This window comes from Paenibacillus sp. FSL R7-0652, from assembly GCF_038595045.1.
Classification (GTDB): Bacteria; Bacillota; Bacilli; order Paenibacillales; family Paenibacillaceae; genus Paenibacillus.
Map to the genome: position 1 here is coordinate 2,223,591 of NZ_CP152001.1, position 17,352 is coordinate 2,240,942.

The following is a 17,352-nucleotide window of genomic DNA, read 5'->3' on the forward strand; positions in this document are numbered from 1 at the left end:
TGTGCCTGATTTCGCTTGAACTTGCAGCAGGATATATGATACTTTAAACCTCATAGGATAGGCTGGGAGGTCAAATCATGGACGTATTAAAACAACGAATTTTACAAGAAGGTGTCGTCATATCGGATCAGGTTTTGAAGCTGGACGGGCTTTTGAACCATCAAATCGATCCTGCATTAACCATGGAAATGGGACGGGAGTTTGCTGCACGGTTTCGCGAAAGCGGGGTAACCCGGGTAATTACGGTTGAATCTTCGGGGATTCCGGTTGCCTTTGCCGCAGCGCATGAATTGGGGGTTCCTTTGGTATTTGCTCGCCGCAAAAAAACGCTTCTGGCCGATCCTGACGCCTACTGCGAACGTGTACCATCCTTTACGAAAGGAATCGTAACGGACATCATGGTATCTCGCGAATACATTCATGAGAATGACCGTATTTTGTTCATTGATGATATTATTGCCAATGGAGACGCTGCCCGCGGTGTCATCAAGATTATCGAGCGTTCTGGCGCGGAACTGGTTGGATTCGGTGTTGTGGTTGAGAAGTGCTTCCAGGCTGGTGCACGTACGATTCGGGAGCAGGGCATTCCGGTGGAAGCACTTGTACGCATTCGTTCGCTGAACAATGGCACGGTGCAGTTCGACGATAATGAAATGTGACTTTTTGAAGAAAATAGGACCTAATTTTTGAACTATGGCTTTGCATGGCCGTAGATTTCCTTTATAATGGGGGTATGTTAGGGAGAGGAGGCAGCACCATGGGGAACCAACCGGCAACGGAACAATTTTTTATTGATAAGCTGGCGGAATCGAAAGTTCATTTTGAACGTGCCCTGGATTGTAAACATACGGAATTCGATGACCTTTATCCCTATATGATTGAACATCCTCAATTTTTCTGGTACAAACGCTATGTTGCCTGGTCAGAATTACTGACGATTGTAGGCTTGTGTGAAGAGTTGTCCTTCTCTTGGAAAGAACAATTTACAACGCACCAAGTGGAGTACCTTGAAGAACGTGTGATGTCCGCCAAAGTGCTAGATTTTTGGTTCGAGAAGAACGACAGCAAAGAGCACGCGCAGCGGTAACTCTCAGTCGGGACATTTTCTTCGAATGACATGACAGTCCAATACAGTCACGTGAGACCTAAATGACTTTTCATTTAGGTCTCTTTTTGTAAGGTAATTTGAATATAGGAGTTCTGGACATGATTAGTGATACAGAGTTGGATGCCTTGCGTTTATCAGGGGAGAAAGTAAGAGTTGTGCGAGATGAACTGGAGTCGAATGATGTGACAGGCATCGTCGTTGCCTGGGATGATGAGCAGGTGCTGATTCGTCGTCAGAACCGCCGTGTGGTGAAGCTGGATCGCCGTTATCGTTACCAGTTGTTCAGTGAACCTCGCCAAAGTGTTCTGAGCGAATGATTAAATGTTTGGATTTACCATCGTGGAATGGCATAATTGCGGCATAGTCGAGAGAACATAGGTACAGTGGAAAAATTCGCTGTATTTACAGCCGAAAGGATGTGCTGCAAGCCATGACATTAATGAATGATAAAGTTCATGCTTATAAGGATCAGATTGGCGCTTTAAGCGATGTACTCCCAGACGTGGTGAAATCGTACCACGAGTTTACGGGGGAGTGTTTTCAGCCCGGTGTGCTCGATGCCAAAACAAAGCAGCTGATTGCACTGGGCATCGGTTTGTTTGCCAATAATGAAGTGTGCACGTTCTATCATGTAGAAGAGGCTCGTTCCAAGGGAGCGACGGATCAGGAGATTATGGAGACTGTAGCTGTCGCTGGAGCTGTAGGGGGCGGTCATGCCTTGTCACAAGGAGCAATGCGGGTGCAGAAGGCCCTGCATTAGTTCGTTCGTTTGATCCCTTCACAAGGAAAAGAAAAGGAGACTCCGGAATGAACCGGTGTCTCCTTTTTTGTATTGCAGAATAGGGTGATCTTATAATTTTCCGATCATTTTGTTGTACATAAACTGACCTGTTACCCGTCTTGCCGTCACATAACGATCATTGAAATAAGGGTTCGAGAGCTTGGTGATGCTGACACCTTTGCTGCTGGAAGCATGTGCGAATTGACCTCCGCCAATGTATACCCCTGTATGTGAAATCCCTCTGCCGGTTGTGTTAAAAAATACCAGATCGCCTGTGCGAATTCCTGCTTTGGAAACAGGTGTCCCCGCTTTGGCCTGCTGCTGTGACGTGCGCGGCAGTTCAATGCTGTATTTATTAAAAAGATATCTCATAAACCCGGAACAATCGAAACCGGCCATCGTTGTGCCGCCCCATTTGTACGGGATGCCTGTCATATTGTTAACTACGGTATTTATTGTGCTTGCCTCAGTGGTTGTTGCCCCAGATGTAAATAGTACAGCAGCTCCAAAAATGGAGATAATCAGTTTTTTCAAAATCAATGTTCTCCCTTCGATGCCTACGGAGTTAGCTAAGGGTTCGGTAGAAGGTTCCCTATATTTCCTATGTATAAGAATAATTCACCCAAAATGGTTCCCCCGTTTTCAATCCTGAAACTCGGCAAATGAATAATTAAGTTTTTGTAACTATTTGAAACTATATTGCATAAATGCGTAATTGTCAAACCTGTTTTAACGTCTTCTTTCCGGCTCAATGTTAGCGGAATTATCGAATTTAGTCGGAATTATGTTTAAAACAGACTACTAAAGATTACAAAATAGTCATTAATGTTTCATCGGTGTAAGAATGGATAATAAACAAGTTTGTCAAGAGTTAAAAGCAATATTCCGTTCCGGTGAAATGAAGTTAATAAGCGTATGCTGCCGCATACATTGACAAAGAAAGAGATGCTGCATATGATGAGTTTATTAAATACATACAAATTTTGTATTTAAATTGCTTACAATGGGATTTATAATTCCGTTGTAAGCCAGAATGCACGGAAAATTTATGAATTGGGAGTGTGATGTTTTGTGAAAGCCAAAAAGTGGATGACGTTTGTACTCGCATGTTCCATGGTTTTTTCCACAGCAGGAATGGTCGTTCTTCCTGCAGCATCCGTATCCGCAGCTGATGCATCAGGCACAACCGCAAGTTTGTCTGATATTTTGAAAAATCAGCGCCCGGACGGAGGTTGGAGAAAAGATTACGGTCAGACATCAGGTGAATGGGCCAAATCAACGATCGATAATAAAGCTACATACTCCGAGATTAGAAGACTTGCGAAGGAATTCAAGAAAAATAAAGATCCGCGTTACTCGGCTGCAGCCATTAAGGGCATAAATTTTTTGCTTAACATGCAGTATTCCAACGGCGGCTGGCCGCAAATCTATCAAAGCTCCGGCTATCATAAGCATATTACTTACAATGATGACGCGATGATTAATGTGATGTTCATGCTCGATGAAGTTGCAGGCCGGAAAGGGGACTTTTCTTTTATCGATACTTCACTTGCGAATCGCAGTAAGAATGCGGTATCTAAAGGGGTTGACGCCATTTTGAACACGCAGGTGTCATCCGGCGGGAAATTGACGGTTTGGGGTCAGCAGCATGATTCCAGTACGCTGAGACCAGCAGGCGGAAGAAGTTACGAAGTGCCTTCGCTAACGGCTGCTGAGAGTGTAAACATCGTCAAGTTTCTGAAGACAAGACCACCCAATGCCAGAATAACGGCATCCATTAAAGGCGCTGAAGCCTGGTTTAACAAAGTGAAGATTACAGGATACCGATATGAGAGAGGGAACGGAGACAGCCGGATTATTGCGGATTCCAGCGCTTCACCAATCTGGGCTCGTTTCTATGAGCTTGGTACGGACAGACCTATTTTTGTTGGTCGTGACGGGATTGTGAAATATAAGCTGAGTGAGATCGAGAAGGAAAGAAGAGGAGGTTATGCTTGGTATGGCAGCTGGCCTTCCAAGCTGTAGTAACCTGTTTTTTGGAATCTTCTTAAGCTTGTTTTATTGAATTTACATTCTGAAGGAAGAGTATAAGAAGAGTCTAACAGGTTCGAACCAGATCTTAAGATCTGGTTCGAACCTGTTAGATGTTTTAAGTGTTGACATAATGGATCTCGCATGATATATTATTTCTTGTCGCCGATAATAATTGGTGAGACTAGAATATGCGGTCGTGGCGGAATTGGCAGACGCGCACGGTTCAGGTCCGTGTGGGCTAACCCCCCGTGGAGGTTCGAGTCCTCTCGACCGCATCAGATTAAAAAAGCTCCTTCAGGACATGTCCTGAAGGAGCTTTTTTAATCTTTTTGGTCATAAGCCAGTCATTCGATGAGGGGAGCCCGTCCTGCAGCTGCGCGATGCTCGTTCACACATCGATCCGAGCTGCTGCAGAAACGGGGCTTGGCCACTTTTTGCCATGATAGAAAGATGTAGAGCATGAAGCAGACCAATATTAGGATGAAGATTATAATGCAGCAGTAACCGTGATGTTATCAATATTGGGTCCTTCTGAACCTGTGGTTACGATTCGAAGGGTATTTGTACCTGAATTCATAGGCACTTGAATGGTTTTCTCACCCCAGGTTGACCAGCTCCCTGTTGCCTCAAAGGGTTGGTTGCTGATTACTTTGGTGCCGTTAACATAAATGTCTAGGTTTCTTGTACCACTTTCCAGAGCATAACGGAACTTGACATTTTTAGTGCCGGTAATCGTGTTGTTGATTTCATTCCATTGAATTGCGGAACCTGTATACGCGTTAAAGTTCACGTAACCGGAACCGGAGAAACCTGGGTACAGGTTCTCAATCACTGCATCGGTAAGCGTTGTTCCTGTTTCAGCCTCATAAGTGGTACCTGTGCCTACATTCCCGCCGCCACCAGTGAGGTTAGCAACAAATGTAGTCACACTCCGTGCTGGAAGCTGCGCGGTGAATGCGCCATTGGAAACGTTAATCGGTGCAAGGCTCGCCAGATTACGGCTGCTGTCCGTAACATATGAAGAAACGGTGGAAGCATTACCATTCTGCAGTACAAATCGTTGGTTTGCAGACGAAGTACCGCGGTTGATGGCTACGATCACGACTTTGTTATCGCCTTTATAGGCAGATACAAAGGTATTGGTATCCGGGTTTTTGGAAGCATCTACTCTGACATATCCAGGGCGAACAAATTTGGAGAAATGAGCCATGTTATAACCACGCTTGCTGATCGTTCCATCTTCCTTCATCGGACTATATTGTCTGCGGATATACCACCATACATAAGCTTGGAAGTCGCCTTCAACCATTGCATTGTGCATATGGTACGATACGTCCAACGCTTCTGGCCAGCGGTCAGCGGAGTTGTTGTCACTGTTTGGATAATAGACTTCTGTCATCCACAGCTCTTTACCGGCTCCTTTTTGCTTAAAGAGCGGGTATGGGAAATCTTTGAACTGCGTTCCATACGTATGAGCTCCCAAGATGTCCATATTGGCGAGTGCCTGCGGATCATTCAGGATAGGGTCAGATATATTTTTCAAGTATTGGAAAGATTCAGGGGCCATAACTTTGGTACCTTGAATACTGCCTGCATTTTCCTTCATAAAACGAAGGATTTCCTGCGGGGTCCACCACGTCCAGTCGTGAGCGTAATCCGGCTCGTTCTGCACGGAGATCGCGTACAGGTTCACGCCGTTATTTTTCATAAAGGTTACAAAGTCATTCAAATGCTGAGCATACGCACCGTATTTGTCATATCTCAGTCTCTTGGCATTGGTATCGCCGTTGCGATTGAAAGTTTCCACCATGCTGCTCGGAGGATTCCAAGGTGATGCAAATACAATCGCACCTTTCTCGATTGCGCGCTTGGCTGTTGGGACTTCTAGAGCCCAGTTATTGGGGTTCGGATCGACGGAGATTCGGAGAATAGAGAACCCAAGCTGGTTCTGATCATTTCCGAAAGCGGTTTCACGTTGAGCCGGTGTAAGGTCACCAATCCAGACTGGATGATTTATACCGCCAAAACCTTTGATGAGCTGCTTTTCTGAAGCCAAGTTGATGTTGGCATCACTGGCTGCAGATACGTTCGTCGGCGTCAACATCAGGGGTAATGCGGTTAAACAGGCAAGCAAAATATTAACTGACTTTTTCCATTTCAATCTCATCTTCATACTTTACCCTCCCTCGGATTGAGTACTGCATCAACAGCTGATCAAGAAAAACATAAAAATGCCCGCTTGGCAGCAAATGGTATCGCGCATCACACCCCTCCGTCACATAAACTGTGTGCTTGGTCTTGATTTGAAAATTTTACCATATAGCTTGGACAAAAAATACCCTGCAAATTGCAGTTATTTGTAAAAAAATCGCTTTTTTTGCATTAAAGTGACCTGAGAAGATGAAAGAAGCAGCATCCCTTATTGGATGGGTTGAATATGTAAAAAGAGTTTAACAAGTATTGGATTCAGCTCTGATGGAGACTTTTTCTGTTCAGATTTTTTTTAGAATGAATTGGGAGTGCGAGCTTACATAGAAGTGCCCAAGTAATCAAACAATGAGAACACCAAGTATGGAGGAGGATCAGAAGATGATGCGTAAGAATAAAGGACGCCGTTTTTCAGTTGGAATGGGATTTCGATGTTTGGTCTTCCTATGTATTTTAAGTGCTGCCGGAGCGTTAGGGGAAAGGGGGGCTTTGGCCCAGCCGGAGACAAGTACAGCACCTCAGCCCAATCGAATAGCCATCATCATTGATGATGTTGGCAATGATATGAAGGGGACGGCGGAGATTCTGGATATGCCGGTGAAGCTGACCGTAGCCGTGATGCCTTTTTTGCAAACAACGAAACAAGATGCGGTCGCAGCGCATAAAAAAGGGATGGATGTGATTGTACACATGCCGATGGAACCTAAAAAGGGAAGACCGGAATGGCTTGGTCCAGGGGCGATCACTTCCAATCTGACAGACGAACAGGTTCGGGAACGAGTGGAGAAGGCGATTGATGATGTGCCCTACGCCATTGGTATGAACAATCATATGGGTTCCAAAATCACTTCGGATAAACGCATCATGTCCATTGTGCTGGATGTATGCCGGGAACGTGGGTTGTTCTTTGTCGACAGCCGCACTAACTTTCGATCTGTTGCGGGCGAGCTTGCTGCAGCCAAAAATATGCCGCCCGTTGGAAACGACATATTTCTGGATGATCATAATTCAAAAGCACATATTCGGAAGCAGTTCGATCTGGCTGTTCAACGCGCCGTAGATAAGAAAAGCTGTGTTGTCATTGGGCACGTCGGTCATACGGGGTTGAACACCTCAGCCGTTATTTGTGAGTCCGTCTCACGTTTGCAGCATCAGGTGCAGTTCGTGGGTATTGGAGATCTGGTACGGGATGTGTGGCACTGGCAGGCAGCGCCTACACTACCGACAGGTAATAAATGATCCCATCAGCAATAGACTGGGCAATTCGTTTTTGTTCTAACGGATTACTGATTTTGGCCCGATCTGCTGGATTGCTTAAAAAGCCGGTTTCCACAATAACTGCCGGCTGCTTCACGTAATTCAGCATGTAAAAGGGCTTACCCCACACGACTTCACGATGCGTGCCGTATAAGCGGTTCATGGTATCCTGAATGGATTGTGCCAGCAGATAGCTTCGGCCTTCTTTTTGATGAAGAACGACAGGTCCGTGCGTGGCCGAACGTGGACTCCAGTTGGCATGAATGCTGACGACAATATCCGTACTCACTTCTTCACTGAGACTTTTGCGCTGAGCGAGATCCCTGACATGACGTGAGCGGCTGTTCAACCACCTGTTCTCATCACTGAGTGCGTAGTCGCCGAGACGGTTAATGATGACGGCATAACCTTTGCTGCGAAGCAGCAGATATATTTTTTGACTGATCGCCAAATTGATGTCTTTCTCCAGAACGCCTGCTTCAGTCGTGCCGCCGTCAATGCCTCCATGTCCAACGTCAAGCAAAATGACGGGTGCTGCAAAAGCGTGATGGCTGGAGCGATATGCATCCCCATCTGTCATAGGCATAATCGAGGGCTGGTAGACAGAAGGATCTGTGTGAATGGCTGCTGAAGCAGAAGGCATAGCGGGAACACAAAGAAAGTTGATTAACAGAGCCGCTGTCAAGACAAGCAGATTATACATGAAAATGTACACTCCTTCATGGAAATAGGGATTTGAAGCAGATCAGGGACGGGGTGGATACCTTTGGCATTAGACTGTGCATTTTTGTTAATTTCATACACCAATGCACAAAAAAATTGTTTAGATTAATCCCCTCCAGCGCACAATAGTAGTAACGCTGCTTCATCTGAATTTGTGCGGAACAAAGGAGGCTGCAGTATGGCTAAAAGTGATGAGCTTGTCAAATACATTACACAGCGTGTGGTGCATTATATTGACACCCCTAAAGATGAGCGGAAAGAACGGAGAGAGCAGAGCAGAAAGAAAGAACCCTGGACGATGAAGTGGTTTGGCATGATTCCCTTTGCTGTATCGCTGTGGGTCCGCAAAAAGAAAAACAGATCAAGGTAACTGTGTAAACCTGGATTGTCTATTAAAAGATACAAAAAGACGCATTCCTTAAAGAAAGGAACGCGTCTTTTTGTGGATGTTTGTGTTTGACGGTGGGTAAGCAAGGAAAAAGTATATCGGATTGTGTTTGGCAGGAGATTAGAGTTCTTTAGAGTTCATGGTTTCGCAAAAGAAGCTGGGTGCTGCAATTTACGGCCTGGTCATATAAAAACCACCGTCTCGCAGCAGCTGCCTAAGGGGTACATATCGCTCAATTGAGTTAGAACCACCCAGACCGACATAAAAAGCAGCACCTGAGTCTGAGTTCAAATCGGAGTCTGAACCTGAGTTCGAGTTCGAACCGGGACTAATGAGGTTATCCGACCCTTTTTCAGGTGAAGTTTCTGCGTGCCAAAGTTGGTGTCCACTTACCGGCAGAGGACCACCATAGAATAGATTGAGTTCTTCTGCTGCGAAAACGAGTGCACCTGAACTGCTTCCCACAATTTGTGCTTGGACTTGAGAGATCCGCAGCGGTTCTGAAGTCAGCCATGTCAGCTGAAGCGATGGGTCGAATGGCTCCCGTACATGCACAGAACTTGTCGTAAACGTTGATTTAGCAGCATAGATAGGCGAATTCGGATATTTGTTCAGGCTGTCGTGCTCTGATAAACTGCTTGTCTCCAAATGTTCCAACGCAGCGTTTGGCAGCAGATCCCCGTTAGAAGCATCAATATACATATCCATATGATTCGCTCGTGCCACCTTCCAATACGCCAGCAAAGGAGGAGCATAATGACGAGTAACTTTCCAGCCGCCGTTCTGCAGTGTTTTCAGATTTATATGCTGTCGTTCCAAGGCTTGTCCGAGCAATTCGTTATTATACAGGGATTGTTCTCCATGGCCATATTCGCTGAGGATGAGCTGTCCTTGTTCAGTTATGGAGATAATCATATATCCGATCTGCTTGTTTTGTACGCTCGCATACACAAGCCAGCCGTGGGTTCCGGGCCCCAAAGGGAAATATTCCAGCTTGGCTGCAAGCCAGTCCGGATCGGACGTGCCGAGTGCATTGGCCTGCAGCTGTGCATACTGCTCTACAGCGAGGGGTGCTGCAGTGTTTGCCGGTACGGCTGCGTGAGCTGTTGGCCAGAACGAAAAGGTGGCGAAGACAATGAGCACGCTCAGGAAAACGTGCATGCGTTTCTGCATGCTGGTCCGTTCTCTGGCAGAATTTTTTTTCAACATGAACACCTTCTTCCTGATTTCATTGTAGAGGAGAGAACATGCAAAGGATGCTGCAACCTGTCGTTCCGCCCATAATGAATAAACACTACTTTTGCCAGCATTTGCAGGAAAAGTAGTGTCTTCGTCTATCTTAAGTGAAACATGCCGCTGCTGATGGCTGTAACCTTCACTTTGGGTTCGTACTGCCAGATCATCTCGGTCCGCCGTGTTTCATACTGCAGTTTCACTGCTTCACGGTCGATAACGGCTTGTTTTGCTTTTTCCTGCTCGGAGTCAGTACTTTCATCTGTCTGTTCAACAGCAGGTTCGGCCGCCAGTTCCGCATCAGCAGTGACCGGTTTCAGTACACTGCGCACTCGATTATTCACAGAGGGAACGGCCGAAGGCGAGGGGGCTGCTTGGACATTGGCGGATCGGCGGGCACTTGTACGGTTTGCAGAGGATGGTGCACGATCCTTCTCCTTCTCCGTTTCAGCTTCAGCAACCTCGGGCATATCCTCACGCAGTACGGCTTCGTAATAGGCATCGACAACATCCAGTTCGAGCTGCAGCCGTTCCTTGGCTTTGGCCGCCCAGCCATAGTCCAGCTGGCTTAAGTGTCGGGTCAGATGCAGTTCAAGTGCAGCGCCTGCATCGACCAGCGAAATTTTGGGTGCCTGTGCATGCATGTTCTCGGCCAGCCTTGGACTGAGATCCCTCCGGTTCAGCTTGCTGCCGAAGTTCTCGATAATCTCACCTGAGCGTAATGAAATGCCGAGGAAGTGTAATTCTTCCCGTTTCAGATCGCAGGCAAACTCAACTTTGAAACAAACGCCCAGCCAAGGTTCATATACGGCTGGAACCGAGGCCCGAATTTGGCGTTTTGCAGCCTGTTCGAATAGATTGACAAAGGCACCGCCTTCACGGGCCGCGGCAAAAATCTGCTGCAGCCTGCGGCTGCCATATACGACATCTTCCCGTAAAATTCGTCCGGGACCGAGCTGCGGCATGGAGGGTGTGATGCCAAAATAACGCCCGAGAATCGTTTCTTTGGGAGCATTGGAATTGGTCTCAGCTGCAGATGGGGCGGGTTGTGCGGCCTTGGTCTTCGCTTCCGCAGCTTCCATCATCTGCTGATAGGCCTCCGGGTCAAAAACAAACGTAAAAGACATCGTCTCCGGCTCCACGCCTACACGTTCCACAAACCCCCAATAGTAAGGGCGATTGGTTAATGCCTTGTCGGCTTCCGGAGAGAGCTTAACGGTCACATGGGCAGGTGAGCGCTCCATGATCTGACAATCCAGTGCTTCAAGATAGGTCAGGACATAAGCCTGAATCTCATGTGGTGACATCGTCATGGTGTCAGCGGCCTCCTTTTCCAAGATCAAGTTTGGTTATTAGAGGTACCTCATCCGCAACCTCGCGCCGAATCGTATGCAGTGACTGCCCCAGTGAGTCCATTTTGCTGCGAAGTTCCTCTTCGTTCTGGGATTCCAGCATGATCTTGTACAGGCTTTTTTCAATCGATTCCTTTTGCTCCAGCCGCTCAAGAATAACATCCAGCCCGCCGATGACCATCTCAAACATATTAATTTTCTCATGCAGCAAGTTCAGAATATGTTCCTCAATGGTACCTTTGGTGGACAGGTTGAAAATATTAACGTCATTCTGCTGCCCAAGGCGATGGACCCGGCCAATTCGCTGCTCGACCCGCATCGGGTTCCAAGGCAGATCAAAGTTAATCATGTGATGACAGAACTGCAGGTTAATCCCTTCGCCACCTGCTTCCGTGGCAATCATCGCTTGTACACGACCACGGAAGAGGTCCATCATCCAGTCTTTTTTGCCACGGTTCATCCCGCCTCGATAAGGAACGGCAGTAAGTCCGTTATTGCGAAAATAGTTCAACAGATACTCCTGCGTTGCCCGGTATTCCGTGAAAATAATGACTTTCTCATTCATATTACGAATCAGTTCCATCGTTTTCTCGGCTTTTGTATTTTCTTTTATCGCTTTGATATGTGCTACAAGCTCCCAGATTTTATCCCGGAGCGGAGAATCAAGCGGAAGCTTTTTCGATAGATTCACCAGTGTCACGAACACCGCATCCCGGCTGCTGCAGACTTCACGCTGCAGGGTTACGAGGGAGAGCATGCTGCTGAGATTGCCGCCCGCCTCCTGGTACTGGTCTTTAACAAACGAGGTGACCCCGTCATAGAGTGCCTGTTCTTCCGGGGAGAGGCGCAGATCCACGTTCGAAACATTACGCTTTGTGAACTGCACCGGACCTTCGCCGCGTCTGTTGCGAATAATGACTTTGGACAGCTCATCCTTGAGCTGTTCCTGATTTTTGGGAACCCGCTTATCGACGACAAAGTTGGCTGCAAAATCGCCTTGACGACCCAGTTGACCAGGCTTCAGCAGGTTGATCAGATTGAAGAGCTCACTCATATCGTTCTGCACCGGCGTAGCGGTGAGCAGCAGGCAGTATTTTTTGCGTAACTGCAGCATGAATTGATAGTTGGTTGTCTTTTTATTTTTGAGTTTATGAGCTTCATCAATGATGATCATGTCGTAGTCGATACTGAGCAGCATATCCTTATGCGGGTCACGTTTGGCTGTATCCATCGATGCAACGACGACCTCGTTTTGCCAGGAGTAGGCCTTTTTCTGAGCAACTGCAGGAATGCCAAACTTTGAATTCAGTTCACGTACCCACTGCAGTACGAGAGAGGCGGGCACAAGGATTAATACTTTGGATACCAGACCACGGACCATATATTCTTTCAGGATAAGACCGGCTTCGATTGTTTTGCCCAGACCGACTTCGTCGGCGAGAATGGCTCGGCCAGACATTTCAAATAATACTTTACGTGCTGTATCCATTTGGTGAGGAAGTGGAGTAAGACCCTGCAGGTGCTTTAGACATTGAATTTCGTCAAAGTTAGGAATCAGATTCGTTTCTTCAGCCTGAATGCCCAGTTGAAAGAGCCGATAGTCTCCCCAAGGGCCGCCTTTATCTAATCGCGATTCCAGCTGCGTCAGCCAGCTGCGATCAAACTCAAGAGGTACAGGTAACTCGGCTGCAGGTTGATTGGTATGCTGCGGATTTTTCCGGTTCATGATGCGGACCTCCCCTGCCATTCTATGGATGTTGAACTTCACTTTGACATAAGCCGTCGAAGCAGCTCGTGTGAAAAGCTCATTCAAAATATAGATGACGTTTTATTCGTAGGTAATAGTATGGACGAAGGAGAGGCAGTTCATAACTCATATTGGAATTCCGTTTGCTGCGGAGAATGTTATCGATCAGACGGATCAGATCGTCCTGTAAATTGCACAACATTCGTAAGAGATAACGTGATGATTTAGAGAAATTAGTTGAGTACAGCACCATGATCAAAAGAGTTTATAATGGAAATTCGATGGAAAATCAATATATGGTGTACTATAATGGATTAATATCACTATATGTAGTGATTGTGCATATTTTATTCGCAGGAGAAGAACGTTGTCAGTGGAAATATTTAATTCCGGGGAGGCTGCGTGTAACCATGACATCCAACACACAAATGGTTCATCCAGAAGATAATCAGGAGAATAAGCCGCATGCTGTTACAAACAACATGAAGCCGCTGCACAAGCTGGAAGGACTCAGCGAAAAGATATTTCTGGATCGTTACGCATGGAAAGACGCTGATCCGCATCATGCAAAAGTCGGGGATGTTGTGCTTGTTTTAACGAAGGATGATCCCAAGTTTCCAATGAAGGAAGTCGGGGAGATTGTGGAACGACAGGGGCCGCATGTCAAAGTACGGACACGAAGCGATGTAATTGTAGAAACGGATGTCGAGAAACTGACACTTACTATAGAGAAGACACCGGAAGAAATGTGGGATCGATTGGCGAAAGCTATCGCTTCCGTTGAATCAACCCCTGAGAAGCGGACATATTGGGAGATGAAGTTTCGTGCGGTGCTGGACGATTGGAAACTGGTTCCTGGTGGCCGTATTGCTGCTGGTGCAGGGGCCAGTGATGAGCTGACGCTCTTTAACTGTTATGTCATTCCTTCTCCACAGGACAGCCGCAGCGGCATTATGAAGACATTAACCGAAATGACCGAGATTATGGCGCGCGGCGGAGGTGTAGGTATTAATCTGTCTTCACTTCGTCCTCGGCGGGCTGTGGTGAAAGGGGTTAATGGCTCGTCCAGCGGATCTGTATCCTGGGGTGGATTGTTCAGCTATACGACAGGGCTGATTGAACAGGGCGGCAGTCGCCGCGGTGCGCTCATGCTGATGATGAATGACTGGCACCCGGATGTGCTTGATTTTATTACAGTTAAACAAACGATGGGGCAGGTGACCAATGCCAACCTGTCCGTCTGCGTGAGCAATGCATTTATGGAAGCCGTGAAGCAGGACGATGATTGGGAGCTAGTTTTTCCCGATACCCGTGATCCGGATTATGACACGGTGTGGGATGGCGATCTGTCTAAATGGAAGGAAACAGGCCATGAGATCGTCCCATACCGTACAGTGAAAGCACGCAAAATATGGCATACCATTATTGAATCGGCGTGGAAATCAGCGGAGCCTGGCGTAGTATTCATGGAATACTACAACCAGATGTCCAACAGCTGGTATTTCAATCCAATCATATGTACGAATCCGTGTTTCCACCCTAAGACAAGAATAACGACTCAATATGGGCTTATAACCATTGAAGATCTGTATAAAAGAACAGCAGGAGAGTCCTTTTTGGTAGGGACGGATCATCGGCTTATTAAACAGGCCGATGTTGTTGGTGGTCATTCATATGAAATACCTGGATTGCATATGACACCAGCAGTCGTGTTTCCAACGGGAAAGAAAGAGACCCTTACCATACATTTACAAAATGGAATTGAAATCAGTGTGACTCCCGAGCATCAGCTGTACACCAAATCCGGATGGAAACAAGCCAAAAACCTCAATTCCGAAGACGATGTGTATATTCAGTCAGGAGAAGGCAGATTTGCAGAGGACGATCGACTAGGAGCAGAAGGGGGATTATTTCTAGGATGGTACGTCGGTAATGGATGGGTTTCTGCCCGTGGGACAGTAGGTATGGTTTTCGGAGCTGATGATGAAGAGGTTATAGCACATCTTGTTGATGCCGGCGAGAAAATTTCAGGAATAAGGGCAGAGATTGGTCAAAGAACAAATGGAACAAAGCAGGTCTGCTGGCGGAGGAAACACTTGGTTTCGCAACTGGCAGATATCGGGGTGACTTTATCAGAAGGACCGGAGAAAGAGGTACCCGAATTGATATTTACTTCTTCGAAAAAAACGGTGACAGCATTTTTACAGGCTTTGTTTAGCGCGGATGCTGCAGTATATGAAAGAGATGAAGCGCATCATTCAGTAAGCTTAACTTCCACTTCCAAGAAGCTGCTTCAGGGTGTTCAGCTGCTGCTATTGAATTATGGAATTAATAGTTCTATTTATGCTCGAACTGAATCTCCACAATTTTTATTTGATTACACGACAAAAGGTGGGAAATGTAGGAATTACCGGAGTAAAGGAGACTGTGAGTTAATTATCTCGGGTAACAATCTTCTTTGCTTCAAAGAAAAAATAGGTTTTAACTATGCTGCGAGGAAACAACAGGCTCTGGAGCGAATTGCAAAACCGTCAAATAAGCCGGAAAAGTTTATGTCGAGAGTTAAAACGTTGGAAAAAGGAGAATACGTCACGGTATATGATATTACAGAGCCAGTTACACATTCCCTGCTTGCTGGTGGAATTGTGGCTCATAACTGTGGAGAACAGGGCCTTCCAGGTTGGGGAGTATGTAACTTGTCGGCGATCAACCTGTCCAAATTTTATGATGAAATGAATCGAGATGTGGCGTGGGATGAGCTGGCGGAAACAATACGCATCTCGGCCAGGTTCCTGGACAATGTCATTGATGCGACGCCGTATCATTTTGAAGAAAACCGGTTAAATCAACAGCGTGAACGCCGCGTGGGCCTCGGCACGATGGGACTGGCGGAGCTGATGATTAAGCTTCGTATCCGTTATGGCAGCCCAGAGTCGCTTGATTTTCTCGATAAACTGTACGGATTCATGGCTAAAGAGGCTTACCTGGCCTCGGCGGAGATGGCTGCAGAGAAAGGAGCGTTTCCTGCGTTTGAGATTGAACCTTACTTGCAAAGCGGATTCATGAAACAGATGACCGCAGTGTACCCTGAGGTTGAAGAGGCGATCCGTGACAAAGGGATTCGTAACGTGACGCTGATTACTCAGGCGCCTACGGGCAGCACCGGAACGATGGTGGGCACGTCCACCGGCATTGAGCCGTATTTTGCCTTTAAATATTTCCGTCAGAGCCGCCTCGGTTACGATGAGCAGTTTGTACCGATTGCCCAGAACTGGCTGGAGCAGCATCCCGGTGAACCTCTCCCAGATTATTATGTCACAGCGATGGACCTCTCGGCTGAAAATCATATTCGCGTTCAGGCCGCCATCCAGAAGTGGGTAGATAGTTCGATCTCGAAAACGGCGAATTGTCCGGCTGATTTTACGGTAGAAGATACCGCAAAGCTGTATGAGCTGGCCTTTGAATTAGGCTGTAAAGGGGTAACAATCTACCGGGATGGCAGCAGGGATGTGCAGGTGTTGTCCACGTCCAAAAAAGAAGAAACCTTGGCGGTGGACCAGAACGCGGAGGCTGCCGAGAAAATAGACTCCATGAACACAGATGAGAAAACAAGCCAAATCGGGATGGACAAAGAGGACTTTAGAAACCGGGCAGCTGAGCTTATCTCGGCAGCCCGTTCGGTGCCAATGGATCAGAGTACAAGGACGTCCGTCTCGCCAGAGCAAGCTGCAGGTGTCGTCGACAAACAGTACAAACGTCGTCCGCAGGTGCTGCGCGGAGCAACGTATAAGATCAATACGCCATTTGGTATGGCTTATATTACGATTAATGATCTGGACGGAACACCAGGTGAGATTTTCCTTAACGTGGGCAAGGCAGGCTCGGACGTGTTTGCTATGGCTGAGGCGTTGGGCCGGGTATGTTCTCTATTCCTGAGATATGGAGATCACGGTCATAAGGTGGAACTGTTGATCAAACATCTAAAGGGCATCGGCGGTTCAGGAGCGATTGGCTTCGGAGCGAATCGGGTGGAATCCATTGCAGATGCCGTGGCCAAAGCGCTGGAAAGCCATGTGCAGACGAATGAGGCGCAGCGCACGGAAGATGCAGTCGAAACGCCGCACGAGAAAAAGGACGAAATGAAGGAAGTACTGCACAGCACAAAGACACCAAGTTCATATTCAAACGACACGGTGGGTGAGGAGCAGCATACTTTTAACAAATCGATTGACTTATGTCCATCATGCGGGTCGGCGTCCCTGATCAATATTGAGGGCTGCAAAACTTGCGGTACCTGCGGGTACAGCAGGTGTAACTGAGCTTGATTTAACATCAAATTAAGCATCGAACAAAACATCGGACAAAACATCGAACAACGCATCGACAATACAATAGAGTATGACCATTTACCAAGACGCGGCAGCATGTGTTCATGCTCCCGTCTTTTTCTTTTGCAGGAAATGGCTGAATGATTGAATCTATCGAATACATTATATAACTTATTTTGTATTATTGTGTTAA

At 46.9% G+C, this 17,352-nt stretch carries 14 protein-coding genes, 1 tRNA gene and 1 riboswitch; of the genes, 9 read left to right on the forward strand and 6 right to left on the reverse strand.

Going from position 1 to position 17,352, the window contains the following annotated elements; all coding sequences use genetic code 11:
- Window positions 1-77 precede the first annotated feature (77 nt).
- The 4 genes from MKY97_RS10240 to MKY97_RS10255 all read left to right on the forward strand — a co-directional run bounded on the left by MKY97_RS10240 (window position 78) and on the right by MKY97_RS10255 (window position 1,868).
- Entirely contained in the window at window positions 78-659 is a 582-nt protein-coding gene (locus MKY97_RS10240; protein ID WP_251502829.1) for a xanthine phosphoribosyltransferase, read from the forward strand.
- Window positions 660-757: 98 nt separating this feature from the next.
- Complete coding sequence (locus MKY97_RS10245) at window positions 758-1,087, forward strand: hypothetical protein (RefSeq protein WP_342555333.1); 330 nt, start codon at window positions 758-760, stop codon at window positions 1,085-1,087.
- 119 nt (window positions 1,088-1,206) lie between these two features.
- Entirely contained in the window at window positions 1,207-1,425 is a 219-nt protein-coding gene (locus tag MKY97_RS10250) for a hypothetical protein (RefSeq protein WP_342555334.1), read from the forward strand.
- A gap of 113 nt (window positions 1,426-1,538) precedes the next feature.
- Window positions 1,539-1,868 (forward strand): carboxymuconolactone decarboxylase family protein, encoded by a 330-nt coding sequence (locus MKY97_RS10255; RefSeq protein WP_090924755.1) that lies wholly within the window; start codon window positions 1,539-1,541, stop codon window positions 1,866-1,868.
- A 90-nt stretch (window positions 1,869-1,958) separates the two neighbouring features.
- Here the strand turns inward: MKY97_RS10255 and MKY97_RS10260 are convergent, their stop codons facing one another.
- Window positions 1,959-2,423, reverse strand: coding sequence for a C40 family peptidase (locus MKY97_RS10260; RefSeq protein WP_342555335.1), 465 nt, complete (start codon window positions 2,421-2,423; stop codon window positions 1,959-1,961).
- 5 nt (window positions 2,424-2,428) lie between these two features.
- Window positions 2,429-2,560, reverse strand: a riboswitch (cyclic di-AMP (ydaO/yuaA leader).
- 400 nt (window positions 2,561-2,960) lie between these two features.
- Here MKY97_RS10260 and pelA point away from each other — a divergent pair.
- Both pelA and MKY97_RS10270 read left to right on the forward strand, forming a co-directional pair.
- Window positions 2,961-3,914, forward strand: a complete 954-nt coding sequence (gene pelA / locus MKY97_RS10265; RefSeq protein ID WP_342555336.1) for a pectate lyase — start codon at window positions 2,961-2,963, stop codon at window positions 3,912-3,914.
- Window positions 3,915-4,113: 199 nt separating this feature from the next.
- Window positions 4,114-4,198 (forward strand) — tRNA-Leu (locus MKY97_RS10270).
- 212 nt (window positions 4,199-4,410) lie between these two features.
- On the opposite strand, the gene MKY97_RS10275 is transcribed toward MKY97_RS10270, so the two are convergent.
- Complete coding sequence (locus MKY97_RS10275) at window positions 4,411-6,090, reverse strand: carbohydrate-binding protein (RefSeq protein ID WP_342556294.1); 1,680 nt, start codon at window positions 6,088-6,090, stop codon at window positions 4,411-4,413.
- A 422-nt stretch (window positions 6,091-6,512) separates the two neighbouring features.
- Here MKY97_RS10275 and MKY97_RS10280 point away from each other — a divergent pair, with 422 nt between their 5' ends.
- Window positions 6,513-7,370 (forward strand): divergent polysaccharide deacetylase family protein, encoded by an 858-nt coding sequence (locus MKY97_RS10280; RefSeq protein ID WP_342555337.1) that lies wholly within the window; start codon window positions 6,513-6,515, stop codon window positions 7,368-7,370.
- On the opposite strand, the gene MKY97_RS10285 is transcribed toward MKY97_RS10280, so the two are convergent.
- A complete protein-coding gene (locus tag MKY97_RS10285; RefSeq protein ID WP_342555338.1) occupies window positions 7,345-8,091 on the reverse strand; it encodes an N-acetylmuramoyl-L-alanine amidase in 747 nt (248 codons plus the stop codon). The genes MKY97_RS10280 and MKY97_RS10285 overlap by 26 nt on opposite strands.
- A 198-nt stretch (window positions 8,092-8,289) precedes the next feature.
- Between MKY97_RS10285 and MKY97_RS10290 the strand changes: the two genes are divergently transcribed.
- A complete protein-coding gene (locus tag MKY97_RS10290; protein ID WP_342555339.1) occupies window positions 8,290-8,481 on the forward strand; it encodes a YqzE family protein in 192 nt (63 codons plus the stop codon).
- 189 nt (window positions 8,482-8,670) lie between these two features.
- On the opposite strand, the gene MKY97_RS10295 is transcribed toward MKY97_RS10290, so the two are convergent.
- The 3 genes from MKY97_RS10295 to MKY97_RS10305 form a co-directional block, all read right to left on the reverse strand.
- Entirely contained in the window at window positions 8,671-9,708 is a 1,038-nt protein-coding gene (locus MKY97_RS10295) for a hypothetical protein (RefSeq protein ID WP_342555340.1), read from the reverse strand.
- Window positions 9,709-9,833: 125 nt separating this feature from the next.
- A complete protein-coding gene (locus MKY97_RS10300; RefSeq protein WP_342555341.1) occupies window positions 9,834-11,045 on the reverse strand; it encodes a YqhG family protein in 1,212 nt (403 codons plus the stop codon).
- Between the two features lie 4 nt (window positions 11,046-11,049).
- Window positions 11,050-12,810 carry an SNF2-related protein gene (locus MKY97_RS10305; RefSeq protein ID WP_342555342.1) on the reverse strand — a complete coding sequence of 587 codons (1,761 nt, stop codon included), beginning with the start codon at window positions 12,808-12,810 and terminating at the stop codon, window positions 11,050-11,052.
- Between the two features lie 503 nt (window positions 12,811-13,313).
- On the opposite strand from MKY97_RS10305, the gene MKY97_RS10310 reads away from it, so the two are divergent.
- Window positions 13,314-17,150, forward strand: coding sequence for an LAGLIDADG family homing endonuclease (locus MKY97_RS10310; RefSeq protein WP_342556295.1), 3,837 nt, complete (start codon window positions 13,314-13,316; stop codon window positions 17,148-17,150).
- The last annotated feature ends 202 nt before the right edge of the window (window positions 17,151-17,352 follow it).